A 26,560-nucleotide genomic window follows, 5' to 3' on the forward strand; every position below is an offset into this window, starting at 1 on the left:
CGGGCGCGCGGCACCGGCGGAATTCGGACCTCGTGCTGCCCGTCCCGGATCATCGCCGAAGACGGAGCTGACGTGGAAGGATGGCGCAACCGACACATCACGAGGAGATGACCGCGTGCCTGGCACAAACCTGACTCGCGAAGAGGCGCAGCAGCGGGCGAAGCTGCTCACCGTTGACTCGTACGAGATCGATCTCGACCTCTCCGGCGCGCAGGAGGGCGGCACCTACCGGTCCGTGACCACGGTGCGCTTCGACGTCGCGGCGAGCGGCGCGGAACACGGCGCCACGTCCTTCATCGACCTGGTGGCGCCCACCGTCCACGAGGTGACCCTCAACGGGGACGCGCTGGACCCGGCGGAGGTCTTCGAGGACTCCCGGATCGCGCTGCCCGGGCTGCTTCAGGGCCGCAACGTCCTGCGCGTCGTCGCCGACTGCGCCTACACCAACACTGGTGAGGGCCTGCACCGGTTCGTCGACCCGGTCGACCAGCAGGCCTACCTGTACACGCAGTTCGAGGTGCCGGACGCGCGGCGCGTGTTCGCCTCCTTCGAGCAGCCGGACCTGAAGGCGACCTTCCAGTTCACCGTGAAGGCGCCCGAGGGCTGGACCGTCGTCTCGAACTCGCCGACGCCGGAGCCCAAGGACAACGTCTGGGTCTTCGAGCCGACCCCGCGTATCTCCAGCTACATCACCGCGCTGATCGTCGGCCCGTACCACGCGGTGCACAGCGTGTACGAGAAGGACGGGCAGTCCGTGCCGCTCGGCATCTACTGCCGGCCCTCGCTCGCCGAGTACCTCGACGCGGACGCGATCTTCGAGGTCACCCGGCAGGGCTTCGACTGGTTCCAGGAGAAGTTCGACTACGCCTACCCGTTCGCCAAGTACGACCAGCTCTTCGTGCCCGAGTTCAACGCGGGCGCGATGGAGAACGCCGGCGCGGTCACCATCCGCGACCAGTACGTCTTCCGGTCCAAGGTGACCGACGCGGCGTACGAGGTGCGCGCGGAGACGATCCTGCACGAGCTGGCCCACATGTGGTTCGGCGACCTGGTCACCATGGAGTGGTGGAACGACCTGTGGCTGAACGAGTCGTTCGCCACGTTCACGTCGATCGCCTGCCAGGCGGCCGCGCCGGGCTCGCGGTGGCCGCACTCGTGGACCACGTTCGCCAACTCCATGAAGACCTGGGCGTACCGGCAGGACCAGCTGCCGTCCACGCACCCGATCATGGCGGACATCCGCGACCTGGACGACGTGCTCGTCAACTTCGACGGCATCACCTACGCCAAGGGCGCGTCCGTGCTGAAGCAGCTCGTCGCGTACGTCGGTGAGGACGAGTTCTTCCGGGGCGTGCAGGCGTACTTCAAGCGGCACGCGTTCGGCAACACGCGGCTGTCGGACCTGCTGGGCGCGCTGGAGGAGACCTCCGGGCGGGACCTGAGCACCTGGTCGGAGAAGTGGCTGCAGACGGCGGGCATCAACGTGCTGCGGCCCGAGATCGACACGGACGGCGAGGGTGTGGTGACCTCCTTCTCCATCCGGCAGGAGGCGCCCGCGCTGCCCGCCGGCGCCAAGGGCGAGCCCGTGCTGCGGCCGCACCGGATCGCGGTCGGGTTCTACGACCTCGACGACGCGGGCAAGCTGGTGCGGGTGGAGCGCGTCGAGCTGGACGTCGACGGCGAGCTGACCGCCGTGCCGCAGCTGGTCGGCAAGCGCCGTCCGGCGGTCGTGCTGCTCAACGACGACGACCTGTCGTACGCGAAGGTCCGGCTGGACGAGCAGTCGCTGGCGTTCGTCACCGAGCACCTCGGGGACTTCACGGAGTCGCTGCCGCGTGCGCTGTGCTGGGCGTCGGCGTGGGACATGACACGGGACGCGGAGCTGGCGACCCGGGACTATCTGTCGCTGGTGCTGTCCGGCATCGGCAAGGAGTCCGACATCGGTGTGGTGCAGTCGCTGCAGCGGCAGGTGAAGCTGGCGATCGACCTGTACGCCGACCCGGCCACGCGGGACACGCTGCTGAGCCGGTGGACCGACGCGACGCTGGCGCACCTGCGGTCCGCCGCGCCGGGCAGCGACCACCAGCTGGCCTGGGCGCGGGCGTTCGCGGCGACCGCGCGCACGCCGGAGCAGCTGGATCTGCTGGAGGGGCTGCTGGACGGCGCCCAGGGGATCGACGGGCTCGTCGTGGACACCGAGCTGCGGTGGGCGTTCGTGGAGCGGCTCGCGGCGGTGGGGCGCTTCGACGAGGCGGAGATCGCGGGCGAGTACGAGCGGGACAAGACCGCGGCCGGTGAGCGGCACGCGGCGACCGCGCGGGCGGCGCGGCCCACTCCGGAGGCGAAGGCCGAGGCGTGGGCGTCGGTCGTCGAGTCCGACAAGCTGCCGAACGCCGTGCAGGAGGCGGTGATCGCGGGGTTCGTGCAGACCGATCAGCGGGAGCTGCTCGCGCCGTACACCGAGAAGTACTTCGCTGCGGTCAAGGGTGTGTGGGACTCTCGCTCGCACGAGATGGCGCAGCAGATCGCGGTGGGGCTGTATCCGTCAGTGCAGGTGTCGGAGGAGACGCTGCGGGCCACGGACGAGTGGCTGTCCTCCGCCGCGCCGAGCGCGGCGCTTCGGCGGTTGGTGTCGGAGTCGCGGTCGGGGGTTGAGCGGGCACTTCGGGCGCGGGTCGCTGACGCGGTCTGAGCGGTCTCGGGCCGTCGTTTGGGTGCGGGTGCGTGGGGGCTGGTCGCGCCCACGCGGCGGAGCCGCATATCGACACAGCCCCGCGCCCCTTATGTGCCTGCGGCGGCCCCTTGCTGTCCGGTGGGTGGCTGGTGTCGCGCCTGCCGTTGTCTGTGAGTCGGGGCCGGGGTGGGGGGTGTCCGTCCTCGGTCCGGCCGCCCGTCCCCGACGAGCGGCGCCGTTGCCCGGTGCCGGCCGCTGCGGGCGGGCACCCCCCACCCCGTCCCCTGCCCGCCGTACGCGGGTGCACCGCCGTCGTGGCTCGCGCGGCTGCGGTCCGCCGTTCAGCGGGCGGCCTCGCGTAGGGCTTGCAGTACTCGGGATACCGCCGGTGCTTCCGTTGTTCCTCGGCGGGTCGCTGCCAGGACGTGGCGGACCGGGCGGTCCTCGGAGAGGTGTCGCATGGCGACGCCGGCTCGTGGGACCGCCGCCATGCGCGGGACCAGGGCCACTCCCATGCCCGCTTCCACCATCGCCAGGATCGCCGTCCAGCCGGACGCCGCGTGGCCCTGGGCGGGGCTGAAGCCGGCCGCCTCGCAGGCGGCGCGGGTGATATCGGACCAGGGGCCGCTGCCGCCGAAGATCCACGGCTCGGCCGCCAGGTCGGCCAGGCGCAGGGTCGGGGAGGCGGCGAGGGGGTGGTCCTCGGGGAGGGCCACGTCGAGTGGGTCGGCCAGGAGCGGCACCAGGTGGAAGCGGGTGTCGCGGGCGGTCGGTGCGTGGGCCGCCAGGGAGAGGGCCAGGTCGACCTCGCCGGCCGCGAGGAGGTCGTACGCCTCCGCCGCCTCGGCCTCGCGCACGCGGACGGTCACTCCCGGCGCCGACGCCTTCAGGCTGCGGACGGCCGGGACGACCAGCGCCGGTACGGCCGTGGAGAACGCGCCGACCCTCACCTCGCCGGCCTCCCCCTGGACGTAGGCCGTCAGTTCCGTCTCGGCCCGCCGGAGTTGGGCGAAGACGGCCTCCGTGTGGTGCAGTACCAGCCGTGCCGCCGCCGTAAGCCGCACCCGGCGTCCGTGGGCCTCCAGCAGGGGCACGCCGAGTTGCCGGGCGAGGTTGGTCAGCTGCTGGGAGACGGCCGACGGGGTCATCCGCAGGGCCTCGGCGGTCGCGGTGACCGTGCCCTCCTCCCGCAGCGTGCGCAGGATCTGCAGTTTCCGGAGGTCCCACTCGATCATGAGCGGCAACCTATCCGGCCACCGGGTTGACCGTGCTCCAGTCCTCCTTGCCGCGGCCGTCCGCGAGTGCCGCGGAGAACAGGGACAGCACGCCGTCGAGGAGGGGGTGTTCGACCTCGTCCGCCATGCGGGAGGCGTAGGTGAGGTCCTTGTGGGCCCAGTCGGCGGAGAAGTTGGCCTGCTGCGGCGGGGTCAGGTAGTTGTCCCAGGCCATCTGGGTGACCACGCCGCCGGGGCGGTCCAGCAGGGCGGTGCCCACCTGGTGAGGGTCGAGGCCGGCGGCCTGTGCGAGGCGCAGCGCCTCGCCGAAACCGGCCAGGTGGATCGCCTGGAGCGCGTTGAGGACCAGCTTGAAGCGGGTGCCGGCGCCGGCCGGGCCGAAGTGGCGGACCTCGCGGGCTATCGCGTCGGTCACCGGGCTCAGCGCGGGCAGCCGCTCGGGGTCGCCGCCGGCCAGCAGGACCAGCCGGCCCTCGCGGGCACCGGCCGCGCCTCCGGTGAGCGGCATGTCGTAGAAGGGCGCCTTGTGTTCTGCGCACAGGGCGGCCAGTTCCTCGACCCAGGCCACGGAGAGGGTCGCGGAGGCGATGAGGGCCGTTTCGGGGCGGGCGCCGGCGAGGATGCCGTCGGGGCCCTGCCAGACCGCGCGGGAGGAGGTGTCGTCGGCGGTCACCTCGAAGACGACGTCCGCCTGCGCGGCGGCCTGCGCGGGAGTGGCGGCGACCTGGGCGCCGGAGGCGGAGAGCGCGGCGGCGGGTTCGGGGCTGCGGTTCCAGACGGTCACCGTGTGCCCGTGCCGCAGCAGGTTCTCCGCCATGCCCCGGCCCATGATTCCCAGTCCCACCACGGCGACGTGCGTCATTGTCGGTTTCCCTCCGCTTGTCTGTGACGCGTGCAGTCTGCCTGGTCGTGCGGGCGGCCCGCGGTCGAGGTCAAGGTATGGGCGGCTGCGGGGGCCCGGTCAGCTACGGGACGCCGCCGCGCCCAGCATGACGCCGCCGAGGATCAGCACCATGCACAGCACCTGCCAGGGGCCGATCGCCTCGCCGAGCAGCGCCCAGGACAGCAGGGCCACGCACACCGGCTGGAGGTAGTAGACGACGCCGGCCCGGCTCGGGCCGACCAGGGACACCGCCTTGTTCCAGGCGAAGAAGGCGACGGCGGAGGACGCCACACCGACGTAGAGGAGGGGCAGGACGGTGCCGGGGGTCGGGCTGAAGCCGCCCTGCACGGCCACGCTCGCCGCCTGTGCGGGGAGCAGCATCACCGTGCCGAGGAGGAAGGTGGTGAACAGGAAGGCGGTGCCGTCGAGGCCGGCGGGGCGGCGGCGCAGCAGGGCGCTGTAGGAGCCGAAGCAGCAGGCGGCGGCGATCATCCACAGATCGCCGGTGGAGAAGGAGGCCGTGCCGCCCTGGCCGACGAGCAGCAGGACGCCCGCGCAGGCCAGGAGCAGCCCGGCGACGCGGCGCCCTCCGAGGCGTACGCCGCCCGCCCTTTCGTAGACCGCCATCAGGACCGGTGAGGCGGCCATGATCATGCCCATGTTGGCGGCCGGGGTGGTCACGCCCGCCTGGTTGACCAGAGTGTTGTAGACGGTGACGCCGAGGAGCGAGGCGAGCGTCACGTAGCCGAGGTGACGGCGGATCAGGAGCCGTTGCCGCCAGGCCCCGCGGGCGCCGAAGGGGGCGACCGCCACGAGGGCGATGACCCAGCGCCAGAACGCGTGCTGCACGGGCGGCACGGTCGCGCCCAGGGCGCGTGAGGCGACGAAGCTGCCGGACCAGACGACGGTGGCGACGGCGGCGAGCGCGATCCCCAGGGTGGCGGCCCTGGGGATCGTGGCGGTGGTGGTGCGGGGTGAGTCGGTGCGGGCGGCAGTGACGGTCACGAAGCTCCCTTCCTGAGGTGTGCCTCTACCGTCGCAGGGGTTCGACCGTCAGGTCCATCGAAAGTTTCTGAGCGTTTTGTTCAGCTGAACTGAACGGTTGGGCCGGGGCGCGGTGTCCCAGCTGGCCCGCGATCGTCGCGGTGAACGCCAGGGCCATGCCCGCCACTTGCAACGGCGCCAGGCTCTGACCGAGCGCGGCCCAGCCGACGATCGCGGCAGTCAGCGGGGACAGCGGGCCGAGGAAGGTGACCTGGGTGGCGCTGAGGCGGCCGATGCCGCGGAACCACAGCCAGTAGCCGACGGCCGTGTTGGCGAGCGCCAGGTAGAGGTAGCCGCCGACCGCCGGGGCGTCCAGGGCGGGCGGTGCGCCCTCGACGAGGAGGGCGATCGGGGCGATCAGCAGGCCGCCGGCCGTCAGCTGCCAGCCGGTCAGCGCCAGCGGGCCCACGCCCTCGGGGCGGCCCCACTTCTTCGTCAGGACGGTGCCCGCCGACATCGACGCGGTCGAGGCGAGCGCGGCGAGCACGCCGACGGTGTCGAGCGCGCCGGCCGCCTTCAGAACGACCAGGCTCACCCCGAACGCGGCGGCGATCCCGGTGAGGACGGACCGGGCCGTCGGCCGCTGTCCGAGCAGCAGCGCGGACAGGCCGACCACGAAGAGCGGGCCGATCGAGCCGACGACCGCGGCCATGCCGCCGGGCAGGCGGTAGGCGGACAGGAACAGCAGCGGGAAGAAGGCGCCGATGTTCAGCGCGCCGAGCACGGCCGCCTTGCCCCACCAGGCGCCGCGCGGCAGCACCCGGGTGAGGGCGAGCAGCAGCAGACCGGCGGGCAGGGCCCGCATCAGGCCGGTGAACAGCGGGCGGTCGGGTGGCAGGAACTCGCTGGTGACGGCGTAGGTGGTGCCCCAGGAGACCGGGGCGAGGGCGGTGAGCAGGACGGTGGTGGTTGCGGTGGCGGTGGCGGTGGCGGTGCGGGACATCGCTGTGTCTCCCTCGGGGTTACGCCGCGACCGGCGCGGTGGCGGGGGTGGCGCCCTGGGCGACGGCGGCCGGACGGGGTCGTACGGCCTCGGCGGGCAGGTGGCGCTCCACGCGGATCAGCAGGGCTGCGGCCACGGTCGAGGTGGCGATCAGGACCACCCAGGGCAGCCGGCCGTCCGCCGCGAACAGGGTCGTGAACAGGGAGGGCGCCACGGCCTTCGCCAGCGACCAGGAGACCTGGTAGGCGGCCATGTAGCGGCCGCGCGCCTCCTCGGGCGCCGCCGACACGGCGAGCACCTCGGCGGCGGGGCTGTGGATCAGCTCGCCGAGCGTGTAGACGACGATCACGGCGGTGAGGGCGGTGCCGAGCACCGGGCCGGAGGTGGGGCGCACGGTGCCGAGGACGATCTGCGCGGCGAACGCGGCCGAGAAGAGGGTGCCGCCGAGGGCCGCGGCCCGGGTGCGCCGCGCGCCGGCCCGCCGTACGCGGCTGCCGACGTACACCCCGGCCAGCGCGCACAGCACGGTGTTGATCGTGAACGCGGAGCCGGTGAGCGCGCCGGGCGCGTGCAGCCACTCCAGCAGGAACAGCGGGAAGAGGACGGACAGGGCCGAGTAGCTGAGCGCGTTGAGGAAGTTGGCGCCGGTGACGACGAGGAAGGGCCGGTCGGCGAGGACCAGCCGGTAGCCGGCGCGGCGCCGGGCGGTGGCGTACCGCAGCGGCTTGAGCGGGCGCAGCAGCAGCGCGGCCAGCGCGAAGGACAGGGCGTTGCCCCAGGCCGCGTAGGTGTAGCCGGTGGGGCCGGCGAAGGCGATGACCAGCGAGGCGAGGAGCGCGCCGGCGCCGTTGCCGCCGTTCTGCAGGGCACGGGTGGCCGCCTGCAGCCGGTCGCGCTCCGCGCCGTCGGCCACCTCGCCGACCAGGGACTGCTGTACGGCGGGGAAGGCGCGGTCGGCCGCCGCGGTGACCAGGGCGACCGCGGCGAAGGCGGGCAGGGCGTGCGCGAAGGGGTACAGCGCGAACCCGGCGACCCGCACGCCGTACAGCACGTACTGCACGCGCTTGGCGCCGTACCGGTCGACGGCCGCCCCGGCGAGGGGCAGCGCCGTCAGCCCCGCCAGTCCGGTGGCGGTGAGGACGGCGCCGACGACCGTGAAGGACAGCCCCGTGACGTAGTGGAAGAACACCAGCGTGAACGGCACGTACATGCCGGTGCCGACGCCGTTGACCGCGGCGGCGACGGGGAGGGCCCACAGGCCCGGTTGGCGATCCGTCTTCTTCACGGCGACTTCCCCCTCGGAGGTTTACTTGAGGATAAGTAGCTTAGCTCTAAGCTACTTACTGTCAAGTGGCTTAGTTCGGACCGACTTGCTTGCGACCCATCGACTCGGTGCGGATACTCGGCCCATGAGCCCGAACGCCGCCCAGCCGCACCCCCAGCCCCCGGACCCGCAGTCCCCGGACTCGCCGTCCCCGGCCCCCCGGGACCCGGTGGACACGATCGTCGAGCAGTGGGCGACCGTGCGCCCCGACCTCGACACCCGCGCGATGGAGGTCTTCGGCCGCGTCTACCGGCTCGCGCGCACCATGGGCGACCGCATGGAGAAGGCGTACGCCCGCTTCGGGATCTCCCGCGGCGAGTTCGACGTGCTGGCGACGCTGCGCCGCGCGGGCGAGCCGTACACCCTCTCGCCGCGCCAGCTCTCGGCGACGCTGATGCTCACCACCGGCGGCATGACCGGCCGCCTCGACAAACTGGAGCGCGCCGGCCTTCTGCGCCGCTCCCCCGACCCGCACGACCGCCGCGGCCTCAAGGTCACGCTGACCGACAAGGGCCTGCACCTGATCGACGAGGCCGTCGGCGCGGGCCTCGCCGTCCAGACGGAGGCCGTGACCAGCGCCCTCGACGACGAACAGGCCGGCCAATTGGCCGACCTGCTGCGGGAGCTGCTGGCGGGGACCACGCGCTCGGGGAGCTGACGGGGGGGCGGGGGGATGCGGGGGGCGGTCGGTGCGGCGGCCATGCCGGGGGCGGCGGGTCGCTCGGGGAGCTGGCCGGGGGGCGGTGCGGTGCCGGGGGCGGCAGGCCTGTCGGGGAGCTGAACGGGGGGCGGCGCAACGCTGGGGGCGGCGGGCCTGTCGGGGAGCTGAACGGGGCGCGGCGCCATGCCGAGCGCGGCGGCCCTCTCGGGGAGCTGACCGGGACCCGGCGCCTGCCGAGCGCGGCGGCCCGCCCGGGGAGCTGACCGGGGGGCTGCGCGATGCCGGATGCGGCTGCTGACTGGGGCGCGGCGCGATGCCGGGTACGGCTGGCGCGATGCCGGGTGCGGCGGCTGACCGGGGAGCTGACCAGCGCGCAGCGCCATGCCGGGGGCGGCGGCCCGCCCGGGCAGCTGACCGGGACCCGACGCCACGCCCGGTGCGGCGGCTGACCGGGGGGCGGCGCCATGCCGGGCACGGCGGCCCGACCAGGGAGCCGACCAGGGTGCGGCGCAGTGCCGGACGTGGCAGCCCGCTCGGTGACGCGCCGCGTGGGATCAGCCCAGGTGCGTCGCGAGGGCGGCTTCGACTGCCGTTGGGGTCGCCTCGTCCGCGGCCCAGGCCGCATAGCCGTCGGGGCGGACGAGGAGGGTGGTGCGGCGGGTGCTTGCCCAGCGGGCGGTCGTCAGGCGGTCCTTGCGGGCGCCGGGGTCGTACGCGTCCGGGGTGATCAGGACGAAGCGGCCGTCGCGCAGGGCTTCGTAGAGGCGGCCGCTGTCGGCGAGGGCGAGGTCGGGGACGCGGGTGCCGGTCAGGGGGTGGGCGCCGCGCGGTGCCGGGTAGCGGTAGCCGATGCCGGTGATCTGGCCGACGGCGCGGCGGCGGGCGGGCGCGGCGTGGTCGAGGACGGTGGTCAGCGCGGCGCGCAGGGCGAGCGTCCAGGGGCGCTTGGCCATCGCCAGGCGGACGATGCCGCCGCTGCTGCGCAGCACGGACCTGCCGACCGGGTGGCGTTCGGCCTGGTAGGTGTCGAGCAGGGCGTCCGGGGCGTGGCCGCGCAGCACCTGGGCGAGCTTCCAGCCGAGGTTGGCCGCGTCCTGGAGGCCGGTGTTCATGCCCTGGCCGCCCGCCGGAGAGTGGACGTGCGCGGCGTCACCGGCGAGGAACACCCGGCCCACGCGGTAGGCCGGCGCCTGGCGTTCGTCGCTGTGGAAGCGGGACATCCAGCGGGCGTCGTGCATGCCGTAGTCCCGGCCGAGCGCGAGGCGGGTGATCTCCTTGACCTCCGCCAGATCGAGGGGCGTGTCGTCGGGGACGTCGCGGCCGCGGTGCCAGCCGATCACCCGGTAGTAGCCGTCGCCGAAGGGCGCGAGGAAGGCGAAGGCGTCACCGACGGCGTTGACCGTCAGCAGGTCCGCCGGCTCCTCCGCGAGCCGCACGTCCGCCAGCACGACCGAGCGGATCACACTGCGGCCGGGAAAGGGCAGACCCAGGGCGGTACGGACGGCACTGCGCATGCCGTCGGCGCCGACGACGTACTCGGCCCGCAGTTCCTCGGTGGCGCCGCCCGCGGTGCGCACCCGCGCCGTGACGCCGTCCGCGTCCTGGGTGAGGCCGGTCAGCTCCGTGTCGTACCGGAAGTCGACGCCCGCCTCCGCGGCCCGCTTCTCCAGCGCCTTCTCCACTTCGTACTGGGGGATGACGAGGACGTGGTGGAAGCGGGAGGGGAGGGTGGCGAGGTCGACGGTGAGGCGGCCGAAGAGGCGCAGGCGGTCCAGCGGGCGGCCGACGTCCTCTAGATCGTCGGCGAGTCCGCGGGCGTCGAGTTGCTCCAGGGTGCGGGCGTGCAGGACGAAGGCGCGGGAGAGGTTGCTGATCTTGCGCGGGCGCTTCTCGACGAGGGTGACGGGGACTCCGGCGGCGGCCAGGTCGCCGGCCAGGAGCAGACCGGTGGGGCCGGAACCGATGACGAGGGTCTTTCCCGTGGTGCCGTTCATGGGTGCCTCCCGGGGCGCCGACGCTCACTCACCAACGAGCGTTTGCCAACGGTCGTTGACCAACGCTCGTTGACAACGGTAGGGGCGGCACCTCGCCGCCGTCAACGCCTGTTGGCCAACAGTTGTTGGCCTACACTCGTTGGCCTACGCTCGTTGTCATGCAAGCAAGCACGCCCGGCACCGCCGGCTCCGGCGTCTCCGGCTCCGGCATCTCCGGCTCTGGCGCATCCGGCTCCGCCACCCCGCGCTCCGAGGCCACCCGGGCCGCCATCCTCGCCGCCGCCCGCGAGCGTTTCGCCGCCGACGGATACGAGCGGGCCACCATCCGGGCCATCGCCAGGGACGCCCGCATCGACCCGTCGATGGTGATGCGCTACTACGGCAGCAAGGAGGGCCTGTTCGCGGCCGCCGTGGCCATCGATCTACGGCTGCCCGACCTGACCGGCGTGCCCCGCGGCGAGGTCGGGCGGGCCCTGGTGCGCCACTTCCTCCGCCTGTGGGAGGAGAACGAGGAGCTGACCGCCGTGCTACGGGTCGGCGTCACCAACCCGGCCGGCGCCGAGCGGATGCGGGGCATCTTCCGCGACCAACTGCTCCCCGTCGCCCGCCAGGCCTGCCCCGACCCCGAGCAGACCCCGGCCCGCGCCGCACTGGTCGCCACGCAGCTGCTCGGCCTCGCGCTCACCCGTTACGTCCTGCGCCTGGAGCCGGCCGTCGCGCTCGCCCGCGAGGAGGTCGTGGCCTGGCTGGCGCCAACCGTGCAGCGGTACCTCACGGCTCCGCACCCGTGATCCACCGCGGAGCGGCATCCGCGCCCCGTCACGGAACGTGATCCGCTCCAACCTCCACGGGACGTGATTCGCCATGTCGCCGCAGCAGTGACCCCCATGACACCGAGGACGTGACCCGCCCCACACGAACGTACGACCCGTGCGGTGCCGACAAGGACAGCAGTGCCCCGTATGCCCGAGTCTGTGGCGTATACATAGGCGGGGAACCCGCCGAGATCGGCGTCCTTCGACGAGGGGACGTCTGCCGTCGCGCCCGCTGGGTAGGGCTGCGGTAACCCGTTCACGCGCCGCACTCGGCACACGCGACAAGGAGGCCCCCGTGGCCGCATCGGCACACCTTCTGCTCTCGGCCCTGTCCAAACCCGGGCCGCAGGCCGTTCTGCCCCGCCCCGCTCCGGCCCCGGACATCGAGTACGACACCGCTCTGGCCTGCGTCTTCAGCGCCGAGAGCGCCTGCGTCGAGGCCCCGCTCACCAGTGAGCCGCCGCTGCCCGACGCCGAGCCCCTGACCAGCGAGCCGCCCCTGTCCGACGCGTCCCCGCTCACCAGCGAGTGCGACGCGTCCCTGGACTCCGGCACCACGAGGCCGTAGATGACCGCACCCGCGCCGCACGCCGTCACCCCGGACCCCGACCTCGCGCGCCTCGCCGAACTGCACGGCGTCGCGCCCTCCTACCAGCCCTCCCCGGACCTCACGGTGGCCGCGTCGCCGGCCGCTCTGGTCCGCGTGCTCGGCGCCCTCGGTGTGGACGCGGGCAGTCCCGCAGCGGTGACCGCCGCGCTCGCGGCGCGGGAGCGGGAACTGGCCGAACGGCTGCTGCCGCCGACCCTCGTGAGCTGGGACGGCGCCGTGCCCGAGGCGCTGGCCGCGCTGCCGCCGGGCACCCGGCTGGAGCTCGTCACCGAGCAGGGCGAGACGCGCCCCGACCTGACGGTGCTCCCGCACGGCGTGCACCGGCTGACCGCCACCGCGCCCGACGGCCGCCGCGCCCAGGCGCACCTGGTCGTGGCCCCGCCGCGGCTGCCCACGCCCGGCGGCCGCTCCTACGGCCTGCTGGTGCAGCTGTACTCGCTGCTGTCCCGGCGGTCGTGGGGCATGGGCGACCTCGGCGACCTCGGCGAGCTGGCGGCCTGGGCCGGGCGGGCGCTGGGCGCCGGGTTCGTGCAGGTCAACCCGTTGCACGCGGCCGTACCGGGCGCGCCGACCGATCCCTCGCCGTACCGGCCGTCCTCCCGCCGCTTCCCCGACCCGGTGCATCTGCGGGTGGAGGAGGTCCCGGAGTACGCCTACGCCGACGACCGCGACGCCCTGCACGGTTTGCTGGAGCGGGCGGCGGGGCTGCGCGAGGCGGTGCTGGACAAGGGCGCGCTGATCGACCGGGACGCGGTGTGGGAGCTGAAGCGCACGGCCCTGGAGACGGTGCGGCGGGTGCCGCTCGGTCCGGGCCGGCGGGCCGCCTACGCCGGTTTCCTCGCCGAGCAGGGGCAGGCCCTCGAGGACCACGCGACGTGGTGCGCGCTGGCGGAGGTGCACGGCTCGGACTGGAGCCGCTGGCCCGAGGGGCTGCGGGATCCCCGGTCGGCCGAGACGGCACACGCGCGTGCGGAGCTGCGGGACCGGGTGGACTTCCACATCCACCTCGCCTGGCTGACCGACGCCCAGCTGCGGGCCGCGCAGCGGGCGGCGCGGGACGCCGGGATGGACGTGGGCGTGGTGCACGACCTGGCGGTCGGGGTGCATCCGCAGGGCGCGGACGCCTGGGCGCAGCAGGAGTTCTTCGCCACCGGGATGTCGGTGGGGGCGCCGCCGGACGCGTTCAACGCGCGCGGGCAGGACTGGGGGCTGCCGCCGTGGCGGCCGGACCGGCTGGCCGTGTCGGGGTACGCGCCGTACCGGGAGCTGCTGCGGTCGCTGTTCCGGTACGCGGGGGCGCTGCGCATCGACCATGTGATGGGGCTGTTCCGGCTGTGGTGGGTGCCGCAGGGCGAGGCGCCGACCGAGGGCGCGTATGTCCGCTACGACGCGGAGGCGATGCTGGCGGTGCTGGTGCTGGAGGCGTCCCGGGCCGGCGCGGTGGTGGTCGGCGAGGACCTCGGCACGGTGGAGCCGGGGGTGCGGGAGGCGCTGCGCGAGCGCGGGGTGCTGGGCACGTCGGTGCTGTGGTTCGAACGGGACTGGACGGGCGACGGGCGTCCGCTGGCGCCGGAGCGCTGGCGCGCGGACTGTCTGGCGACGGCGACGACGCACGATCTGCCGCCGACCGCGGCCCGGCTCACGGGTGAGCACGTGGACCTGCGTGAGCGGCTGGGGCTGCTGACGCGTCCGCTGGAGGTGGAGCGGGAGGAGGCGTCGGCGGACACCGGCGAGTGGCTGGCGCTGCTGGCCCGGCTGGGGATGCTGCGCGGGGCGGACGGTTCGGACGGGGTCTCGGGCGGACCCTCGGAGGAGGCGCAGATCGAGGCGGTGCACCGGTTCCTGCGGCGCACGCCGGCCCGGCTGGTGGGGGTGTGGCTGCCGGACGGCGTCGGGGACCGGCGGCCGCAGAACCTGCCGGGGACCTGGGACCAGTACCCCAACTGGCGGCTGCCGATCGCCGACGCGACGGGCCGTCCGGTGACACTGGAGGAGCTGGCGGCCTCACCGCGGCTGCACGCGCTGATCGAGGCGGTGCGGGCCGAGCCGTGAGCCCCGTACGGCACCCCGGGCGCGCGGCCCTCGGAAGCGTTCGCTACGTTGGCACCGTGGACAAGAAGAACGCCCTGCGCGCCGGCGCCCTGGCCGCCGGTACGACGCTGATGATGCTGCTCATGTCGTCCCCCGCGCTCGCGCTCACGCGCGACGACGGTGACGACCCCGGCAAGGGCCTCAGCGTCGGCGAGACGCTGGGCCTGTACGTGTTCGCCCCGCTGGTGATCTTCGCGGTGATCACGGGTCTGGTGATGGTCCTGGACCGCTCCAAGATCCGCACGACGAAGCCGAAGGCCCGCGCCTGACGAACGCCTCGCACCCAGACCCGGCCGCACCCGCGGCCGGGTCTTTGCTGTCCCTGGTGCGGGTGTCCGGTGTGTTTCTCGCGGGGGGCGCGGAAGCGGTGTGGCTGAGCAGGGCCGCGGCGCGCCGCAGGGCCGGCCGCCCCGGGGCCAGGGGGGCTCCCGGGGTGGCCGGCCCTGTGACGGCGTCAGGCGGTGGGCCTGCGTGGGCCCGGGCCGGCGTCAGGCGGTGGGCCTGCGTGGGCCCGGGTCGGCGTCGGGCCCGGGTCGGTGTCAGGCGGAGATGCCGTCGATCCGGGCCAGGGCGTCGTCCGCGCCGAACGGCTGCAGATAGGGCAGCCAGCGCGGATCCCTGTGGCCCGTGCCGATGATGCGCCAGGCCAGTCCGGTCGGCGGCGCCGGTTTGTGGCGCAGGCGCCAGCCCAGTTCGATCAGGTGGCGGTCCGCCTTGATGTGGTTGCAGCGGCGGCAGGAGGCCACCACGTTCTCCCAGGCGTGCTTGCCCCCGCGCGAGCGCGGGATGACGTGGTCGACGCTGGTTGCGACGCCACCGCAGTACATGCACCGGCCCCCGTCCCGCGCGAACAGCGCCCGGCGGGTCAGAGGAACGGGCCCCCGGTAGGGAACCCGCACGAATCGCTTGAGCCGGACCACGCTGGGTGCGGGGACGGTGACGGTTGCGCTGTGCAGAAAGGCGCCGGACTCCTCGAGGCAGACTGCCTTGTTCTCGAGGACGAGGACGAGCGCGCGGCGGAGCGGTACGACGCCGAGCGGCTCGTACGACGCGTTGAGGACCAGGACATGCGGCACGGATGCCTCCTTGTACGCCGGCGGCGCGTGGCTCGCGCCGGGACGATCCGTAGTCAGTCTCCCCTCATGCCTGGTGGCGGCGCCACCATGTCCCGGTAACGGGCTGGGAGTGTTTTCGACCACATCTGAATCATCCCCAGGGTGGTGACCGGTTCAAGCCCAGGTGAGCACGGTCTCTCCTTGGGCCGTCCGGCGGATGCACACACCGTGCCCCGTTAGTGTGGTGCTCCTGCCCTCCGGTGACCTTTCCGTGACCTTGACGACCGGGACCGCCCTCCCGGTGCCGGGGGCAGACCGCTGCGCCTGGAGGTTTCCACCGTGTCCTTGTCGTCCGTCCTGCGGGCCGTCGGCCCCTCGCCGTCGCCCTCCGGTTCCGAGGCGCCGTCGGTGACCGTACCCACGCTCCAGGACGCGCAGCAGAGCGCGACGAACGCGGCGAGCTGGATCGAGCAGAACTGGTCGACCTGGCTGGCGATCGGTCTGCGCGTGCTGCTGATCCTGGTGATCGCGACGGTACTGCGGGTGGCGGTGCGGCGGGCGATCACCAAGCTGATAGACCGGATGACCCGTACGGTCCAGGCGGTGGACGGCACCGCGCTCGGCGGCCTGCTGGTGAACGCCGAGCGCCGCCGTCAGCGCTCGCAGGCGATCGGCTCGGTACTGAGGTCGGTGGCGTCGTTCCTGATCCTCGGCACCGCCGCGCTGATGGTGCTGGCCACGTTCGACATCAACCTCGCCCCGCTGCTGGCCTCCGCCGGTGTCGCGGGCGTCGCGATCGGTTTCGGCGCGCGCAACCTGGTCACCGACTTCCTGTCCGGCGTGTTCATGATCCTGGAGGACCAGTACGGCGTCGGCGACACGATCGACGCGGGTGTCGCGTCGGGCGAGGTGATCGAGGTCGGGCTGCGCGTGACGAAGCTGCGCGGCGACAGCGGCGAGATCTGGTACGTCCGCAACGGCGAGGTCAAGCGCATCGGCAACCTCTCGCAGGGCTGGGCGACGGCCGGGGTGGACGTCACCGTGAAGACGTCGGAGGACCTGGACCGGGTGAAGGCCACGCTCGACGAGGTCGCCGAGACGATGGGCAAGGAGGAGCCCTGGAACGAGCTCCTGTGGAGCCCGGTGCAGGTGCTCGGCCTGGACAGCGTGCTGATCGACTCCATGGTCGTCCGGCTCTCGGCCCGGACCATGCCCGGCAAGTCCCTCGCGGTGGAGCGCGAGCTGCGCTGGCGCGTCAAGCGCGCGTTCGACGCCGCCGACATCCGCATCGTCGGCGGTGCCACGGCTCCCGCGCAGGACGATGTCGCGGACCCGGCGGCGTCGGTCGCCGCCCCGTCCGCGTTCGCCAATTCCACTTCCGCGCAGGCGCAGGCGACCACGCCGCTGGTCCCGCCGCCGACCACGACGAAGTAACCGGCCGCAGGTCTCTTCCAGCGGCCCGGCACCTTCTCTCCGACGCCCTCGCAGGTAACGACTCCGTTGCCGCGGGGGCGTCGTGTCTTGACGGCCCCTCTGTGGCGGGCCTACGTTCCTGCGCAGCGATAGGAAACTTTCCTAACAGTGCTGGAGGCGGGGTGGACAGCCCTCCCCGCGCACTGGAAGGCTGTCCCGCTGGAAAGGCAGGTGTCGCACCCCATGGCAGGAACCGCCGGTACGCCGGGCACCCCTCGCGTGCTGCGCGCCATGAACGACCGTGCCGCACTGGACCTGCTGCTGGAGCACGGCCCGCTCTCCCGCACCCGCATCGGCAAGCTCACCGGCCTGTCCAAGCCCACCGCCTCGCAACTGCTGGCCCGCCTGGAGGCGGACGGGCTGGTGCTCGCCACCGGCAGGGCCGAGGGCCGCCCGGGGCCCAACGCCCAGCTGTACGAGGTCAACCCCCGCGCGGCCCACGCCGCCGGTCTCGACGTCGCCCCCGGCCGCATCCGCGCCGCCGTCGCCGACATCACCGGCCGCACCGTCGGGCGCCACGAGCTGCCCACGCCCGGCCGGCGCCCCGCGCAGCCGGTCGCCCAGCAGGTCACCGACGCCCTCGACGGCGCCGTCAAGGCCGCCGGGCTGGCCCGTGACGACGTCCACCGGCTCGTCATCGGCACCCCCGGCGCCTTCGACCCGGGCACCGGCCGGCTGCGCTACGCCTCCCACCTGCCCGGCTGGCACTCCCCCACCCTGCTCGACGAACTCGCCGCCGCGCTGCCGATGCCGGTGGAGTACGAGAACGACGTCAACCTCGTCGCGCTCGCCGAGCAGCGCCTGGGCGCCGCCCGCGGGCACGAGGACTTCGTGCTGCTGTGGAACCAGGAGGGCCTGGGCGCCGCGCTGGTCCTCGGCGGCCGGCTGCACCGGGGCTTCACCGGTGGCGCAGGAGAGGTGGGTTTCCTTCCGGTCCCCGGCACCCCGCTGGTGCGCGGGGTGAGGAAAGCCAACAGTGGCGGCTACCAGGAGCTGGCCGGCTCCCAGGCCGTCCCCCAGCTCGCCCGCGAGCTCGGCATGAGCGACGTCCCGTCGGGGCCGCACGACGAGGTCGCGGCGGCGCTGGTGGCGCGGGCCGCCGCCGAGGAGACCGTGCTGGGCGGGCTGCTGCTGCGGACGTACGCTACCCGGCTCGCCACCGGTCTCGCCTCGCTCGTCTCCGTCCTCGACCCCGAACTGGTCGTGCTCTCCGGCGCGTCGCTGACCAGCGGCGGGGAGGTGCTGCGCGCCCTGATCGAGGACGAGCTGCAGGAGCTGGCCGCCTCCCGGCCCCGGCTCGTCGTCGGCGAGGTCACCGAGCATCCCGTCCTGCGCGGCGCGTTGGAGCGCGCGCTGACCGTCACCCGCGACGAGGTCTTCGACACCTCGCGCTAGCCCTGCCAGAGCGCCTGCCCCGGTCCCGACCCCGCCACCCAGCCCCCTCCGAGCACCTCCTCCTTTCCCGAACCTGCTCCCCTCCGAGCACCTCCTCCTTCCCGAACCCGCTCCCCTCAGAGCACCTCCTCGTTTCCCGATCCCGCCCCTGGGAGGCCTCGCCATGCCCGAAGCCATACCGTCACTCGCCCGAAAAACGGCCTTTGCCCTGACCGCGTCGCTGGCCCTGCTCGTGACCGCCTGCACCGGCCAGTCCGGCGCCGGGGCGAGCGACGATCCGTCGCAGAAGACGACGATCACCTTCTGGCACGCCTGGAGCGCGCCGAACGAGGTCAAGGGCGTCAAGGAGCTGGTCGCCGGCTTCGAGAAGGCGCACCCGAACATCCACGTCGACATCGTCGGCAACATGACCGACGACAAGATCAACCAGGCGCTGCGCGCGGGCGGCGCCAAGGCGCCGGACGTGATCTCGTCGTTCACCACGAACAACGTGGGCAAGTTCTGCTCCTCGGGCGCGCTGGTGGATCTGAACCCCTTCTTCAAGAAGGCGGGGATCGACCCGGAGCGGACCTTCCCGAAGGCGATGAACGAGTACACGCAGTTCCAGGGCAACCGCTGCACGGCCCCGCTGCTCGGCGACGCCTACGGCCTGTACTACAACAAGACGGCGTTCGCGAAGGCCGGCATCGCCGGCCCGCCGAGGACCTGGTCCGAGTTCGAGGCCGACGCCAGGAAGCTGACCGTCCCGCAGGGCGACTCCTTCCGGCAGCTCGGCTTCATGCCGGACTACCACGGCTGGGAGACCACCACCGAGCACTACCTCGGCCAGTTCTCCCCGACGTACTTCGACGGGGCCGGCAAGTCGAACCTCGCCGGGGACCCGGCGTTCGAGAAGGGCCTCACTCTGCAGAAGCGTCTGGTCGACGAGCTCGGCGGCTTCCGCGAACTGGAGCGCTACCGGGCGAAGCTGGGCGACGAGTGGGGGCCCAAGCACCCCTTCCACACCGGTCAGGTCGCCATGCAGCTCGACGGCGAGTGGCGGCTCGGCATGGCCCTGGACGCGAAACCCGGCTTCGACGTCGGCGTGGCCCCGCTGCCCGTCCCCGACGACCAGGCCGGCCAGTACGGCAAGGGCTACGTCACCGGAACCATCGCCGGGATCGCCGCCACCAGCACGAAACAGAACGCCGCGTGGGAACTGGTGAAGTACATGACCACCGACACCGACGCGGTGGTGGCCTTCTCCAACGCGATCCACAACGTTCCTTCCACCCTGGCCGCCCTGAGGTCGCCGAAGCTCCACTACGACCCGCGCTTCAAGACGTTCCTCGACATCGCGGCGAACCCGCACTCCACGACCACGCCGGCGTCCGTCAACGGCGGCCAGTACCTGGTGACGATCCAGCAGCTCGGCTACGACTACGAGAGCGGCAAGGTCACCGACCTCAGGGCGGCGCTGAAGCAGGCGGCCGCGCAGATCGACACGGACATCGCGCAGGCGAAGTAGCGATGAGCGCGATCACCCTGGCGTCCAAGCGCCGCCGCGCGGCGCTGCGCACCCTCGCCTTCCTGTCGCCCTGGCTGATCGGGTTCGCGGTGTTCTTCGCCTACCCGCTCCTGTCCACGGTCTACTTCTCGTTCATGCACTACGACGGCTTCCGGCCGCCGACGTGGAGCGGGACGAAGAACTGGTCCTACGTCTTCACGCACTACCCGCTGTTCTGGCCCGCCCTGCGCAACACGCTGTGGCTGGTCCTCGTCATGGTGACGCTGCGGGTGGTCTTCGGACTGGGCGTCGGCCTGCTCATCACAAAGATCAAGACGGGCACGGGCGTCTTCCGCACACTCTTCTACCTCCCTTACCTCGCGCCGCCCGTGGCAGCCACGATGGCCTTCGCGTTCCTGCTCAACCCCGGTACGGGCCCGGTGAACTCGGTCCTGGAGAAGGCGGGCGTCGCGGCGCCCGGCTGGTTCAACGACCCCGCCTGGTCCAAGCCGGCGCTCACCCTGCTCGCGCTGTGGGGCATCGGCGACCTGATGGTGATCTTCATGGCGGCGCTGCTCGATGTGCCCACCGAGCAGTACGAGGCGGCGGAGCTGGACGGGGCGTCGGCCTGGCAGCGGTTCCGGTTCGTCACGCTGCCGAACATCTCCCCCATCGTGATGTTCGCCGTGGTCACCGGCGTGATCCAGACGATGCAGTACTACACACAGCCGCTGATCGCCGGGAAGGTCGCCTCCGGTGTGATCCAGGGCGCGGGCACCCAGTTCGAGCCCGGCTACCCGGACAAGTCCACGCTCACCCTCCCGCAGCTCGTCTACAACCTCGGTTTCCAGCGCTTCGACTACGGCTCCGCCTGTGTCGTCGCCCTGGTGCTGTTCGCCCTGTCGATGGTGTTCACCGCGTTCCTGATGCGGCGCCGCGGCGGTCTGATCCAGGCAGGTGACTGACCCATGACCCAAGTGCTGGACCAGCCCGTGCAGGTCGCCGTGCGTCCCGCGGCCGAGCGCACCGCCCGCCGCCGGGCCCTGCTGGAGTGGATCGCGGTGCACGCCCTCGGCGTCGCGGCCGCGCTGTTCTTCGTCCTGCCGTTCGTGTTCGTGTTCCTCACCTCCCTGATGAGCGACAGCCAGGCGCTGAGCCGCGACCTGGTCCCGCACACCTGGGAGTGGGGCAACTACCGGAAGGTCTTCGACACCCCCGGCTTCCTCACCTGGTGGCGGAACACGCTGTTCTACGCGGGACTGGGAACAATCCTTACCGTCGTCTCCTCGATCCCCGTCGCGTACGCGCTCGCCAAGTTCCGCTTCCGCGGCCGCAATCTGGCGCTGATGCTGGTGATCTCGATGATGATGCTGCCGCCGCAGGTCGTCGTCATCCCGATGTACCTGTTCTGGGCCAAGCAGCTCGACCTGTCCGGCTCCCTGTGGCCGCTGATCGCCCCCATGGCGTTCGGTGACGCGTTCTCCATCTTCCTGCTGCGGCAGTTCCTGACGACCATCCCGAACGAGTACCTGGACGCGGCGAGAGTCGACGGCTGCGGCGATGTGCGCACGCTCGTGCGGGTCGTGCTGCCGATGGCGAGGCCCGGCATCGCCGCCGTCGCGCTCTTCCAGTTCTTCTACGCCTGGAACGACTACTTCGGCCCGCAGATCTACGCCTCCGAGAACCCCGGCGCGTGGACGCTGAGTTACGGGCTGGAGTCCTTCAAGGGCGCGCACCACACCGACTGGAACCTCACCATGGCCGCCACCGTGCTGGTCATGGCCCCCGTGATCCTCGTGTTCTTCTTCGCCCAGAAGGCGTTCGTCGAGGGCGTCACGCTCACCGGAGTGAAGGGTTAACCGCATATGAAACTCACCGTGGTAGGGGGCGGCTCGACCTACACCCCCGAACTCGTCGACGGCTTCGCACGCCTGCGGGACACCCTCCCCGTCGAGGAACTGGTCCTCGTCGACCCGGCCGCCGAACGGCTGGAACTGGTCGGCGGCCTGGCCCGCCGTATCCTCGCCAGGCAGGGCCACCCGGGCCGGGTCGTCACCACCGCCGATCTGGACGCCGGTGTGGACGGCGCGGACGCGGTGCTGCTGCAACTACGGGTGGGCGGCCAGGCGGCCCGCGAACAGGACGAGACATGGCCGCTGGAGTGCGGCTGCGTCGGCCAGGAGACCACCGGCGCGGGCGGCCTCGCCAAGGCGCTGCGCACCGTGCCCGTCGTGCTCGACATCGCCGAGCGGGTCCGCCGCGCCAACCCGCACGCCTGGATCATCGACTTCACCAACCCGGTCGGCATCGTCACCCGTGCCCTGCTCCAGGCCGGCCACAAGGCGGTCGGGCTGTGCAACGTGGCGATCGGGCTGCAGCGCAAGTTCGCCGCCCACCTCGGCGTCTCCCCCGCCGAGGTGCACCTGGACCACGTCGGTCTGAACCACCTCACCTGGGAGACCGGGGTGCGCCTGGGCGGCCCCGAGGGCGAGGACGTGCTGCCCCGGCTGCTCGCCGAGCACGGCGAGGCCATCGCCGCCGACCTGCGCCTGCCCCGCCCGCTGCTGGACCGCCTCGGCGTCGTCCCGTCGTACTACCTGCGCTACTACTACGCCCACGACGAGGTCGTCGGCGAACTGCGCACCAAGCCGTCCCGGGCGGCCGAGGTCGCCGCGATGGAGCGGCGACTGCTGGAGATGTACGGCGATCCCGCGCTGGAGGAGAAGCCGGAGCTGCTGGCCAAACGGGGCGGCGCCTACTACTCGGAGGCCGCCGTCGACCTCGCCGCGGCGCTGCTGGGCGGTGCGGGCAGTCCGTACCAGGTGGTGAACACCCTCAACAACGGCACACTGCCCTTCCTGCCCGACGACGCGGTGATCGAGGTGCAGGCCGCGGTCGGCGGCAAGGGCGCCACACCGCTGCCCGTGCCCGGCCTGGACCCGCTGTACGCGGGCCTGATCGCGAACGTCACCGCGTACGAGGAGCTGGCCCTGCGGGCGGCCCTGGAGGGAGGTCGCGACCGTGTCGTGCGCGCGCTGCTCGCCCATCCGCTGATCGGGCAGTACGCCTACGCCGACGCCCTCGCCGACCGGCTGATCGCGCACAACCGGGAGCATCTTTCGTGGGCCTGACCGGGAGTGTCCTCGCCATCGACGCCGGCAACAGCAAGAGCGACGTGGCGGTCGTGGCCGCGGACGGCGCCGTCCTCGCCACGGCCCGCGGCGGCGGGTTCCGGCCGCCCGCGGTCGGCGTCCGGGCGGCGGTGGACACCCTCGCCGAGGCCGTGCGGGAGGCGTACGCGCGTGCCAGTGTGAGCGCCGTCGGGCATGTCGCCGCCTGCCTGGCCAACGCCGACCTCCCGGTGGAGGAGGAGCAGTTGGCGGCGGCTCTGCACGCGCGCGCGTGGGGGTCGTCCGTCGAGGTGCGCAACGACACCTTCGCCATCCTGCGGGCCGGCGTCGCCGAGCCGCGCGGGGTGGCCGTGGTGTGCGGGGCCGGGATCAACTGCGTCGGCATGCGCCCCGACGGCCGCACCGCCCGCTTCCCGGCGATCGGCCGCATCTCCGGCGACTGGGGCGGGGGTTGGTTCCTGGCCGAGGAGGCGCTGTGGCACGCGGCGCGCGCCGAGGACGGGCGCGGCGGCCCCACCGAGCTGGCCCGCACCCTGCCCGCGCACTTCGGCCTGGACTCCATGTACGCGCTGATCGAGGCCCTGCACCTGGGGCGTGTGGAGCACACCCGGCGGCACGAGCTGACGCCGGTGCTGTTCGCCACCGCGACCGCCGGCGACCCGGTGGCCCGCCGGATCGTCGACCGGCTCGCCGAGGAGATCACCACGATGGCGGTGGTCGCGCTGACCCGCCTGGACCTGCTGGCGGAGGAGACCCCGGTGCTGCTCGGCGGCGGGGTCCTCGCCGCCGGGCACACCCGGCTCGACGACGGCGTACGGCAGTTGCTGGCCGAGCGCGCGCCCAAGGCCGTACCGCGCGTGGTGCGTCAGCGGCCGGTGCTGGGGGCGGCGCTGCTGGGTCTGGACCGGCTGGGGGCGCCGGCCGGGGCGCAGGAGCGGCTGCGGGCGCACTTCGCGCCCGGCGCGAGCTGAGCGGCGCCGCGACATTCCGCGGTGCGGGTGACCGTCCGTCACCCGTACGTGACGTCGGGGGAACCGATCCGGTTCCCCCGACGTATTCATGGGCAGGGGCAGTTTCAGGACGGGCAGGGGCGGGTCATCCGGCGCCGGTCCGCACACCACACTGCGATCCGATCAAGATCGGGTGACGGCCGGTGCGGATACGGGCCCCGGCAGCGATACTTGCGGCGACGGATGACCATGGGGGAGGTCGGCAGTGACACAACCGCAGCACAGCGGCGCGGCGCCACCGACGGGCCCCGGCGCGCCCACGATGCCGGTGATCCCCCCGCAGTCCGGCGTCCGCCCCGCCGCGCCCGCGGCCGTCACGGGCCCCGGCTCCCCCGCACCGGTCCGCCCGCGGCGTACGGCGTTCGCCGAGGGGGTGGAGCGGCTGCGCGCGGCCGCCGTCACGGAACCGGGCCGGCTGCGCACCATCGGCGCCGTCCTCGCGCTGCTCGTGGTCGTGTTCGGCGCGGTCACCGCCTGGCAGGTCACCGGGCGGGCGGCCGCCGCCGACGACGTCCTGCACAAGAGCCGGCCGCTGAGCGCGGCCGCCGCCGACATCTACCGCTCGCTCGCCGACGCCAACACCGCCGCCTCCAGCGGCTTCCTGGCCGGCGGCGAGGAGACCAAGGCCTCCCGCGACCGCTACGAGCAGGACATCCGCACGGCCGCCACCGGTCTGGTCACCGCCGCCGGCAGCTCCGACCCCGGCTCCCCGGCCGCCGCCACGATCACCAGGCTGAACCGGCTGCTGCCCGAGTACAAGGGCCTGGTGGAGCGTGCCCGCACCTACAACCGGCAGGGCTTCCCGGTGGGCGGCGCCTACCTCAGGTACGCCAACGAGAAGATGCAGCAGCAGATGCTCCCGGCGGCCGAGGACCTGTACACCAAGGAGAACGAGCGGCTGAACGCCGACTACGCGAGCGCCACGCCCTACCCCTGGGCGGGGATCGCGCTCGGCGTGCTGGCGCTGGCCGCGCTGGGCTGGGCCCAGCACCGGCACTACCGGCGCACCCACCGCGTCCTCAACCAGGGTCTGGTCGCCGCCACCACGGCGGCCGCGGTGGTGCTGCTGTGGCTGGTCGTCGGCCACAGCGTCGCCCGCGCGGACCTGAACGCCTCCCGCGAGAAAGGGGTGCGCTCCCTCAACGTCCTGCAGGACGCGCGGATCGCCTCCCTGAAGGCCCGCAGCAACGAGAACCTCACGCTGGTGGCGCGCGGCGCGGAGACGACCAAGGACGGCAAGGACCTGTACGACACCTCCTTCCGGACGGACATGGCCGCCCTGGACAAGAGCCTGACCGAGGCGCGCCGGCTCGCCGACGACACCGCCGGCGCGCAGCCGGTCACCGCGGCCGTCGGCAACATGGCGGAGTGGAACCGGCGCCATGACGCGGCCCGCGGCGAGGACGAGTCCGGCGAGTACGAGAAGGCGCTGGACGGCGTGATCGGCGCCAAGGGCGCCACCGGCGAGTGCTTCGACAGCGTCGACGCCAACCTGGCCGTCGCGCTGGCGCACGAGGAGAAGGAGTTCCGGCAGGCGGCCGGCGACGGCCTGGACGCGATGGGCGGCCTCGCGTGGGGCGCCGCCGTCCTCGCCGTGCTGGGCGCGGCCGGCGCGGTCCTCGGCATCGGCCGCAGGCTGTCGGAGTACCGATGAGGGGCGCACGGGCGGAAGGGGGCGTGACGATGAGGCTGCGACACCTGCGGGCGAGGCTCAGGGGCTGGGGCGGGGTCGGCGCGATGGCGGTCGTGTGCGCCCTGGCGCTGGCGTGCGCGCTGCTGCTGCCCCTGACCCAGCGCGGCGGTGGCGCGGGGGGCGCTCCGGCCGCGGACGGCGCCCCCCGGGTCGCCGTCGGCACCCAGGCGCGCGCCGAGACGTGCACGGCCCCCGAGAAGCAGACGCTGGCGCCCTCGGCGGCGGACGGGCCGACCATCGCCCGGATCAAGGCCAAGGGGAAGCTGGTCGTCGGCGTCGACCAGAACAGCTACCGCTGGGGCTACCGCGACCCGAACAAGAAGGGCGCGCAGCTGGAGGGCTTCGACATCGACCTGGTGCACGCCATCGCCCAGGACCTGCTCGGCGACCCGAACGCGGTGCAGTTCAAGGCCATCCCCACCAACCAGCGCATCCAGGCGATCCAGGGCGGCGGCGTCGACATGGTCGTGCGCACGATGACGATCACCTGCAAGCGCCTCGAGGACGTCGCCTTCTCCGCCCCGTACTTCAGGACCGGCCAGCAGGTCCTCGCCCCCAAGGACTCGCCGATCACGGGCTACGACGGCTCGCTCGCCGGCAAGAAGATCTGCACGGCGGCCGGTTCGACGGCGTACACGACGCTCGCGGACGACCGGAAGGCGGGCCGGCTGCCCGCCTCCGCGGACATCTCCACCACCGTGCCCAACCAGTTGGACTGCCTGGTCCGCCTCCAGCTCGGCGAGGTCGACGCGGTGGTCACCGACGGCGCCCTCGCCGCGAGCCAGGCCGCCCAGGACCCGACGGTCGAACTGAAGGGCAGCGCCTTCACCACCGAGTACTACGGCGTGGCGATGAAGAAGGACGCGGCCGATCTGGTACGCCGGGTCAATCGCATCCTGGTCGCCTACAGCGCGAACGGCTGGCAGACGTCGTACGGCACCTGGCTGTCGGCGACACTGGGGAGGGACGCGGCGACGTCCAGACCGCCCGCGCCGCAGTATCTGCGCACGAGTTGACAGAAGCGGCCGGCACGAGCACGGCAA

Annotated in this window: 22 protein-coding genes; 15 read left to right on the top strand and 7 right to left on the bottom strand. The window is 73.1% G+C overall.

Annotated elements, in window-relative coordinates; translation table 11 throughout:
• Positions 1-115: 115 nt before the first annotated feature.
• Positions 116-2,692 (top strand): aminopeptidase N, encoded by a 2,577-nt coding sequence (gene pepN, locus AC0B9F_RS04040; RefSeq protein ID WP_471998640.1) that lies wholly within the window; start codon positions 116-118, stop codon positions 2,690-2,692.
• Positions 2,693-3,015: 323 nt separating this feature from the next.
• Here the strand turns inward: pepN and AC0B9F_RS04045 are convergent, their stop codons facing one another.
• From AC0B9F_RS04045 to AC0B9F_RS04065, 5 genes are all read right to left on the bottom strand, one after another.
• Entirely contained in the window at positions 3,016-3,909 is an 894-nt protein-coding gene (locus tag AC0B9F_RS04045) for a LysR family transcriptional regulator (RefSeq protein WP_471998641.1), read from the bottom strand.
• A gap of 10 nt (positions 3,910-3,919) precedes the next feature.
• The gene (locus AC0B9F_RS04050; protein WP_471998642.1) at positions 3,920-4,771 is read right to left on the bottom strand and encodes an NAD(P)-dependent oxidoreductase; all 852 of its coding nucleotides are present in this window, start codon (positions 4,769-4,771) and stop codon (positions 3,920-3,922) included.
• Between the two features lie 99 nt (positions 4,772-4,870).
• Complete coding sequence (locus AC0B9F_RS04055) at positions 4,871-5,797, bottom strand: DMT family transporter (RefSeq protein WP_471998643.1); 927 nt, start codon at positions 5,795-5,797, stop codon at positions 4,871-4,873.
• 25 nt (positions 5,798-5,822) lie between these two features.
• Positions 5,823-6,779 (bottom strand): EamA family transporter, encoded by a 957-nt coding sequence (locus AC0B9F_RS04060; RefSeq protein WP_471998644.1) that lies wholly within the window; start codon positions 6,777-6,779, stop codon positions 5,823-5,825.
• 19 nt (positions 6,780-6,798) lie between these two features.
• Entirely contained in the window at positions 6,799-8,064 is a 1,266-nt protein-coding gene (locus AC0B9F_RS04065; RefSeq protein WP_471998645.1) for an MFS transporter, read from the bottom strand.
• A 124-nt stretch (positions 8,065-8,188) separates the two neighbouring features.
• Between AC0B9F_RS04065 and AC0B9F_RS04070 the strand changes: the two genes are divergently transcribed.
• Positions 8,189-8,761 (top strand): MarR family winged helix-turn-helix transcriptional regulator, encoded by a 573-nt coding sequence (locus AC0B9F_RS04070; RefSeq protein ID WP_471998646.1) that lies wholly within the window; start codon positions 8,189-8,191, stop codon positions 8,759-8,761.
• A gap of 557 nt (positions 8,762-9,318) precedes the next feature.
• Here the strand turns inward: AC0B9F_RS04070 and AC0B9F_RS04075 are convergent.
• A complete protein-coding gene (locus AC0B9F_RS04075) occupies positions 9,319-10,758 on the bottom strand; it encodes an FAD-dependent monooxygenase (RefSeq protein ID WP_471998647.1) in 1,440 nt (479 codons plus the stop codon).
• A 158-nt stretch (positions 10,759-10,916) separates the two neighbouring features.
• Between AC0B9F_RS04075 and AC0B9F_RS04080 the strand changes: the two genes are divergently transcribed.
• The 4 genes from AC0B9F_RS04080 (at position 10,917) to AC0B9F_RS04095 (ending at position 14,543) form a co-directional block, all read left to right on the top strand.
• The gene (locus AC0B9F_RS04080; RefSeq protein ID WP_471998648.1) at positions 10,917-11,549 is read left to right on the top strand and encodes a TetR/AcrR family transcriptional regulator; all 633 of its coding nucleotides are present in this window, start codon (positions 10,917-10,919) and stop codon (positions 11,547-11,549) included.
• Positions 11,550-11,868: 319 nt separating this feature from the next.
• Entirely contained in the window at positions 11,869-12,141 is a 273-nt protein-coding gene (locus AC0B9F_RS04085) for a hypothetical protein (RefSeq protein WP_471998649.1), read from the top strand.
• A complete protein-coding gene (gene malQ / locus AC0B9F_RS04090) occupies positions 12,142-14,235 on the top strand; it encodes a 4-alpha-glucanotransferase (RefSeq protein WP_471998650.1) in 2,094 nt (697 codons plus the stop codon).
• A gap of 56 nt (positions 14,236-14,291) precedes the next feature.
• Entirely contained in the window at positions 14,292-14,543 is a 252-nt protein-coding gene (locus AC0B9F_RS04095; RefSeq protein WP_471998651.1) for a hypothetical protein, read from the top strand.
• 270 nt (positions 14,544-14,813) lie between these two features.
• Here AC0B9F_RS04095 and AC0B9F_RS04100 read toward each other — a convergent pair whose 3' ends face one another.
• On the bottom strand, positions 14,814-15,350 hold the full coding sequence (locus tag AC0B9F_RS04100; RefSeq protein WP_471998652.1) for an HNH endonuclease: 537 nt from the start codon (positions 15,348-15,350) through the stop codon (positions 14,814-14,816).
• Positions 15,351-15,668: 318 nt separating this feature from the next.
• Here AC0B9F_RS04100 and AC0B9F_RS04105 point away from each other — a divergent pair, with 318 nt between their 5' ends.
• The 9 genes from AC0B9F_RS04105 to AC0B9F_RS04145 all read left to right on the top strand — a co-directional run bounded on the left by AC0B9F_RS04105 (position 15,669) and on the right by AC0B9F_RS04145 (position 26,533).
• Positions 15,669-16,763, top strand: coding sequence for a mechanosensitive ion channel family protein (locus AC0B9F_RS04105; protein ID WP_471998653.1), 1,095 nt, complete (start codon positions 15,669-15,671; stop codon positions 16,761-16,763).
• A 222-nt stretch (positions 16,764-16,985) separates the two neighbouring features.
• Complete coding sequence (locus AC0B9F_RS04110) at positions 16,986-18,197, top strand: ROK family transcriptional regulator (RefSeq protein ID WP_471998654.1); 1,212 nt, start codon at positions 16,986-16,988, stop codon at positions 18,195-18,197.
• A gap of 163 nt (positions 18,198-18,360) precedes the next feature.
• On the top strand, positions 18,361-19,704 hold the full coding sequence (locus tag AC0B9F_RS04115) for an ABC transporter substrate-binding protein (RefSeq protein WP_471998655.1): 1,344 nt from the start codon (positions 18,361-18,363) through the stop codon (positions 19,702-19,704).
• Between the two features lie 2 nt (positions 19,705-19,706).
• Complete coding sequence (locus AC0B9F_RS04120; protein ID WP_471998656.1) at positions 19,707-20,648, top strand: carbohydrate ABC transporter permease; 942 nt, start codon at positions 19,707-19,709, stop codon at positions 20,646-20,648.
• A 3-nt stretch (positions 20,649-20,651) separates the two neighbouring features.
• Positions 20,652-21,542: a carbohydrate ABC transporter permease gene (locus AC0B9F_RS04125; protein WP_471998657.1), complete on the top strand. Its 891-nt coding sequence runs from the start codon at positions 20,652-20,654 to the stop codon at positions 21,540-21,542.
• A 6-nt stretch (positions 21,543-21,548) separates the two neighbouring features.
• Positions 21,549-22,814: a 6-phospho-beta-glucosidase gene (locus AC0B9F_RS04130; RefSeq protein ID WP_471998658.1), complete on the top strand. Its 1,266-nt coding sequence runs from the start codon at positions 21,549-21,551 to the stop codon at positions 22,812-22,814.
• On the top strand, positions 22,805-23,785 hold the full coding sequence (locus AC0B9F_RS04135) for an N-acetylglucosamine kinase (RefSeq protein ID WP_471998659.1): 981 nt from the start codon (positions 22,805-22,807) through the stop codon (positions 23,783-23,785). Before AC0B9F_RS04130 ends, AC0B9F_RS04135 begins: the two co-directional genes overlap by 10 nt.
• A gap of 301 nt (positions 23,786-24,086) precedes the next feature.
• Positions 24,087-25,478, top strand: coding sequence for a hypothetical protein (locus AC0B9F_RS04140; RefSeq protein ID WP_471998999.1), 1,392 nt, complete (start codon positions 24,087-24,089; stop codon positions 25,476-25,478).
• Positions 25,479-25,507: 29 nt separating this feature from the next.
• Positions 25,508-26,533, top strand: coding sequence for a glutamate ABC transporter substrate-binding protein (locus AC0B9F_RS04145; RefSeq protein ID WP_471998660.1), 1,026 nt, complete (start codon positions 25,508-25,510; stop codon positions 26,531-26,533).
• The last annotated feature ends 27 nt before the right edge of the window (positions 26,534-26,560 follow it).

The organism is Streptomyces sp. NPDC097129, from assembly GCF_055668065.1.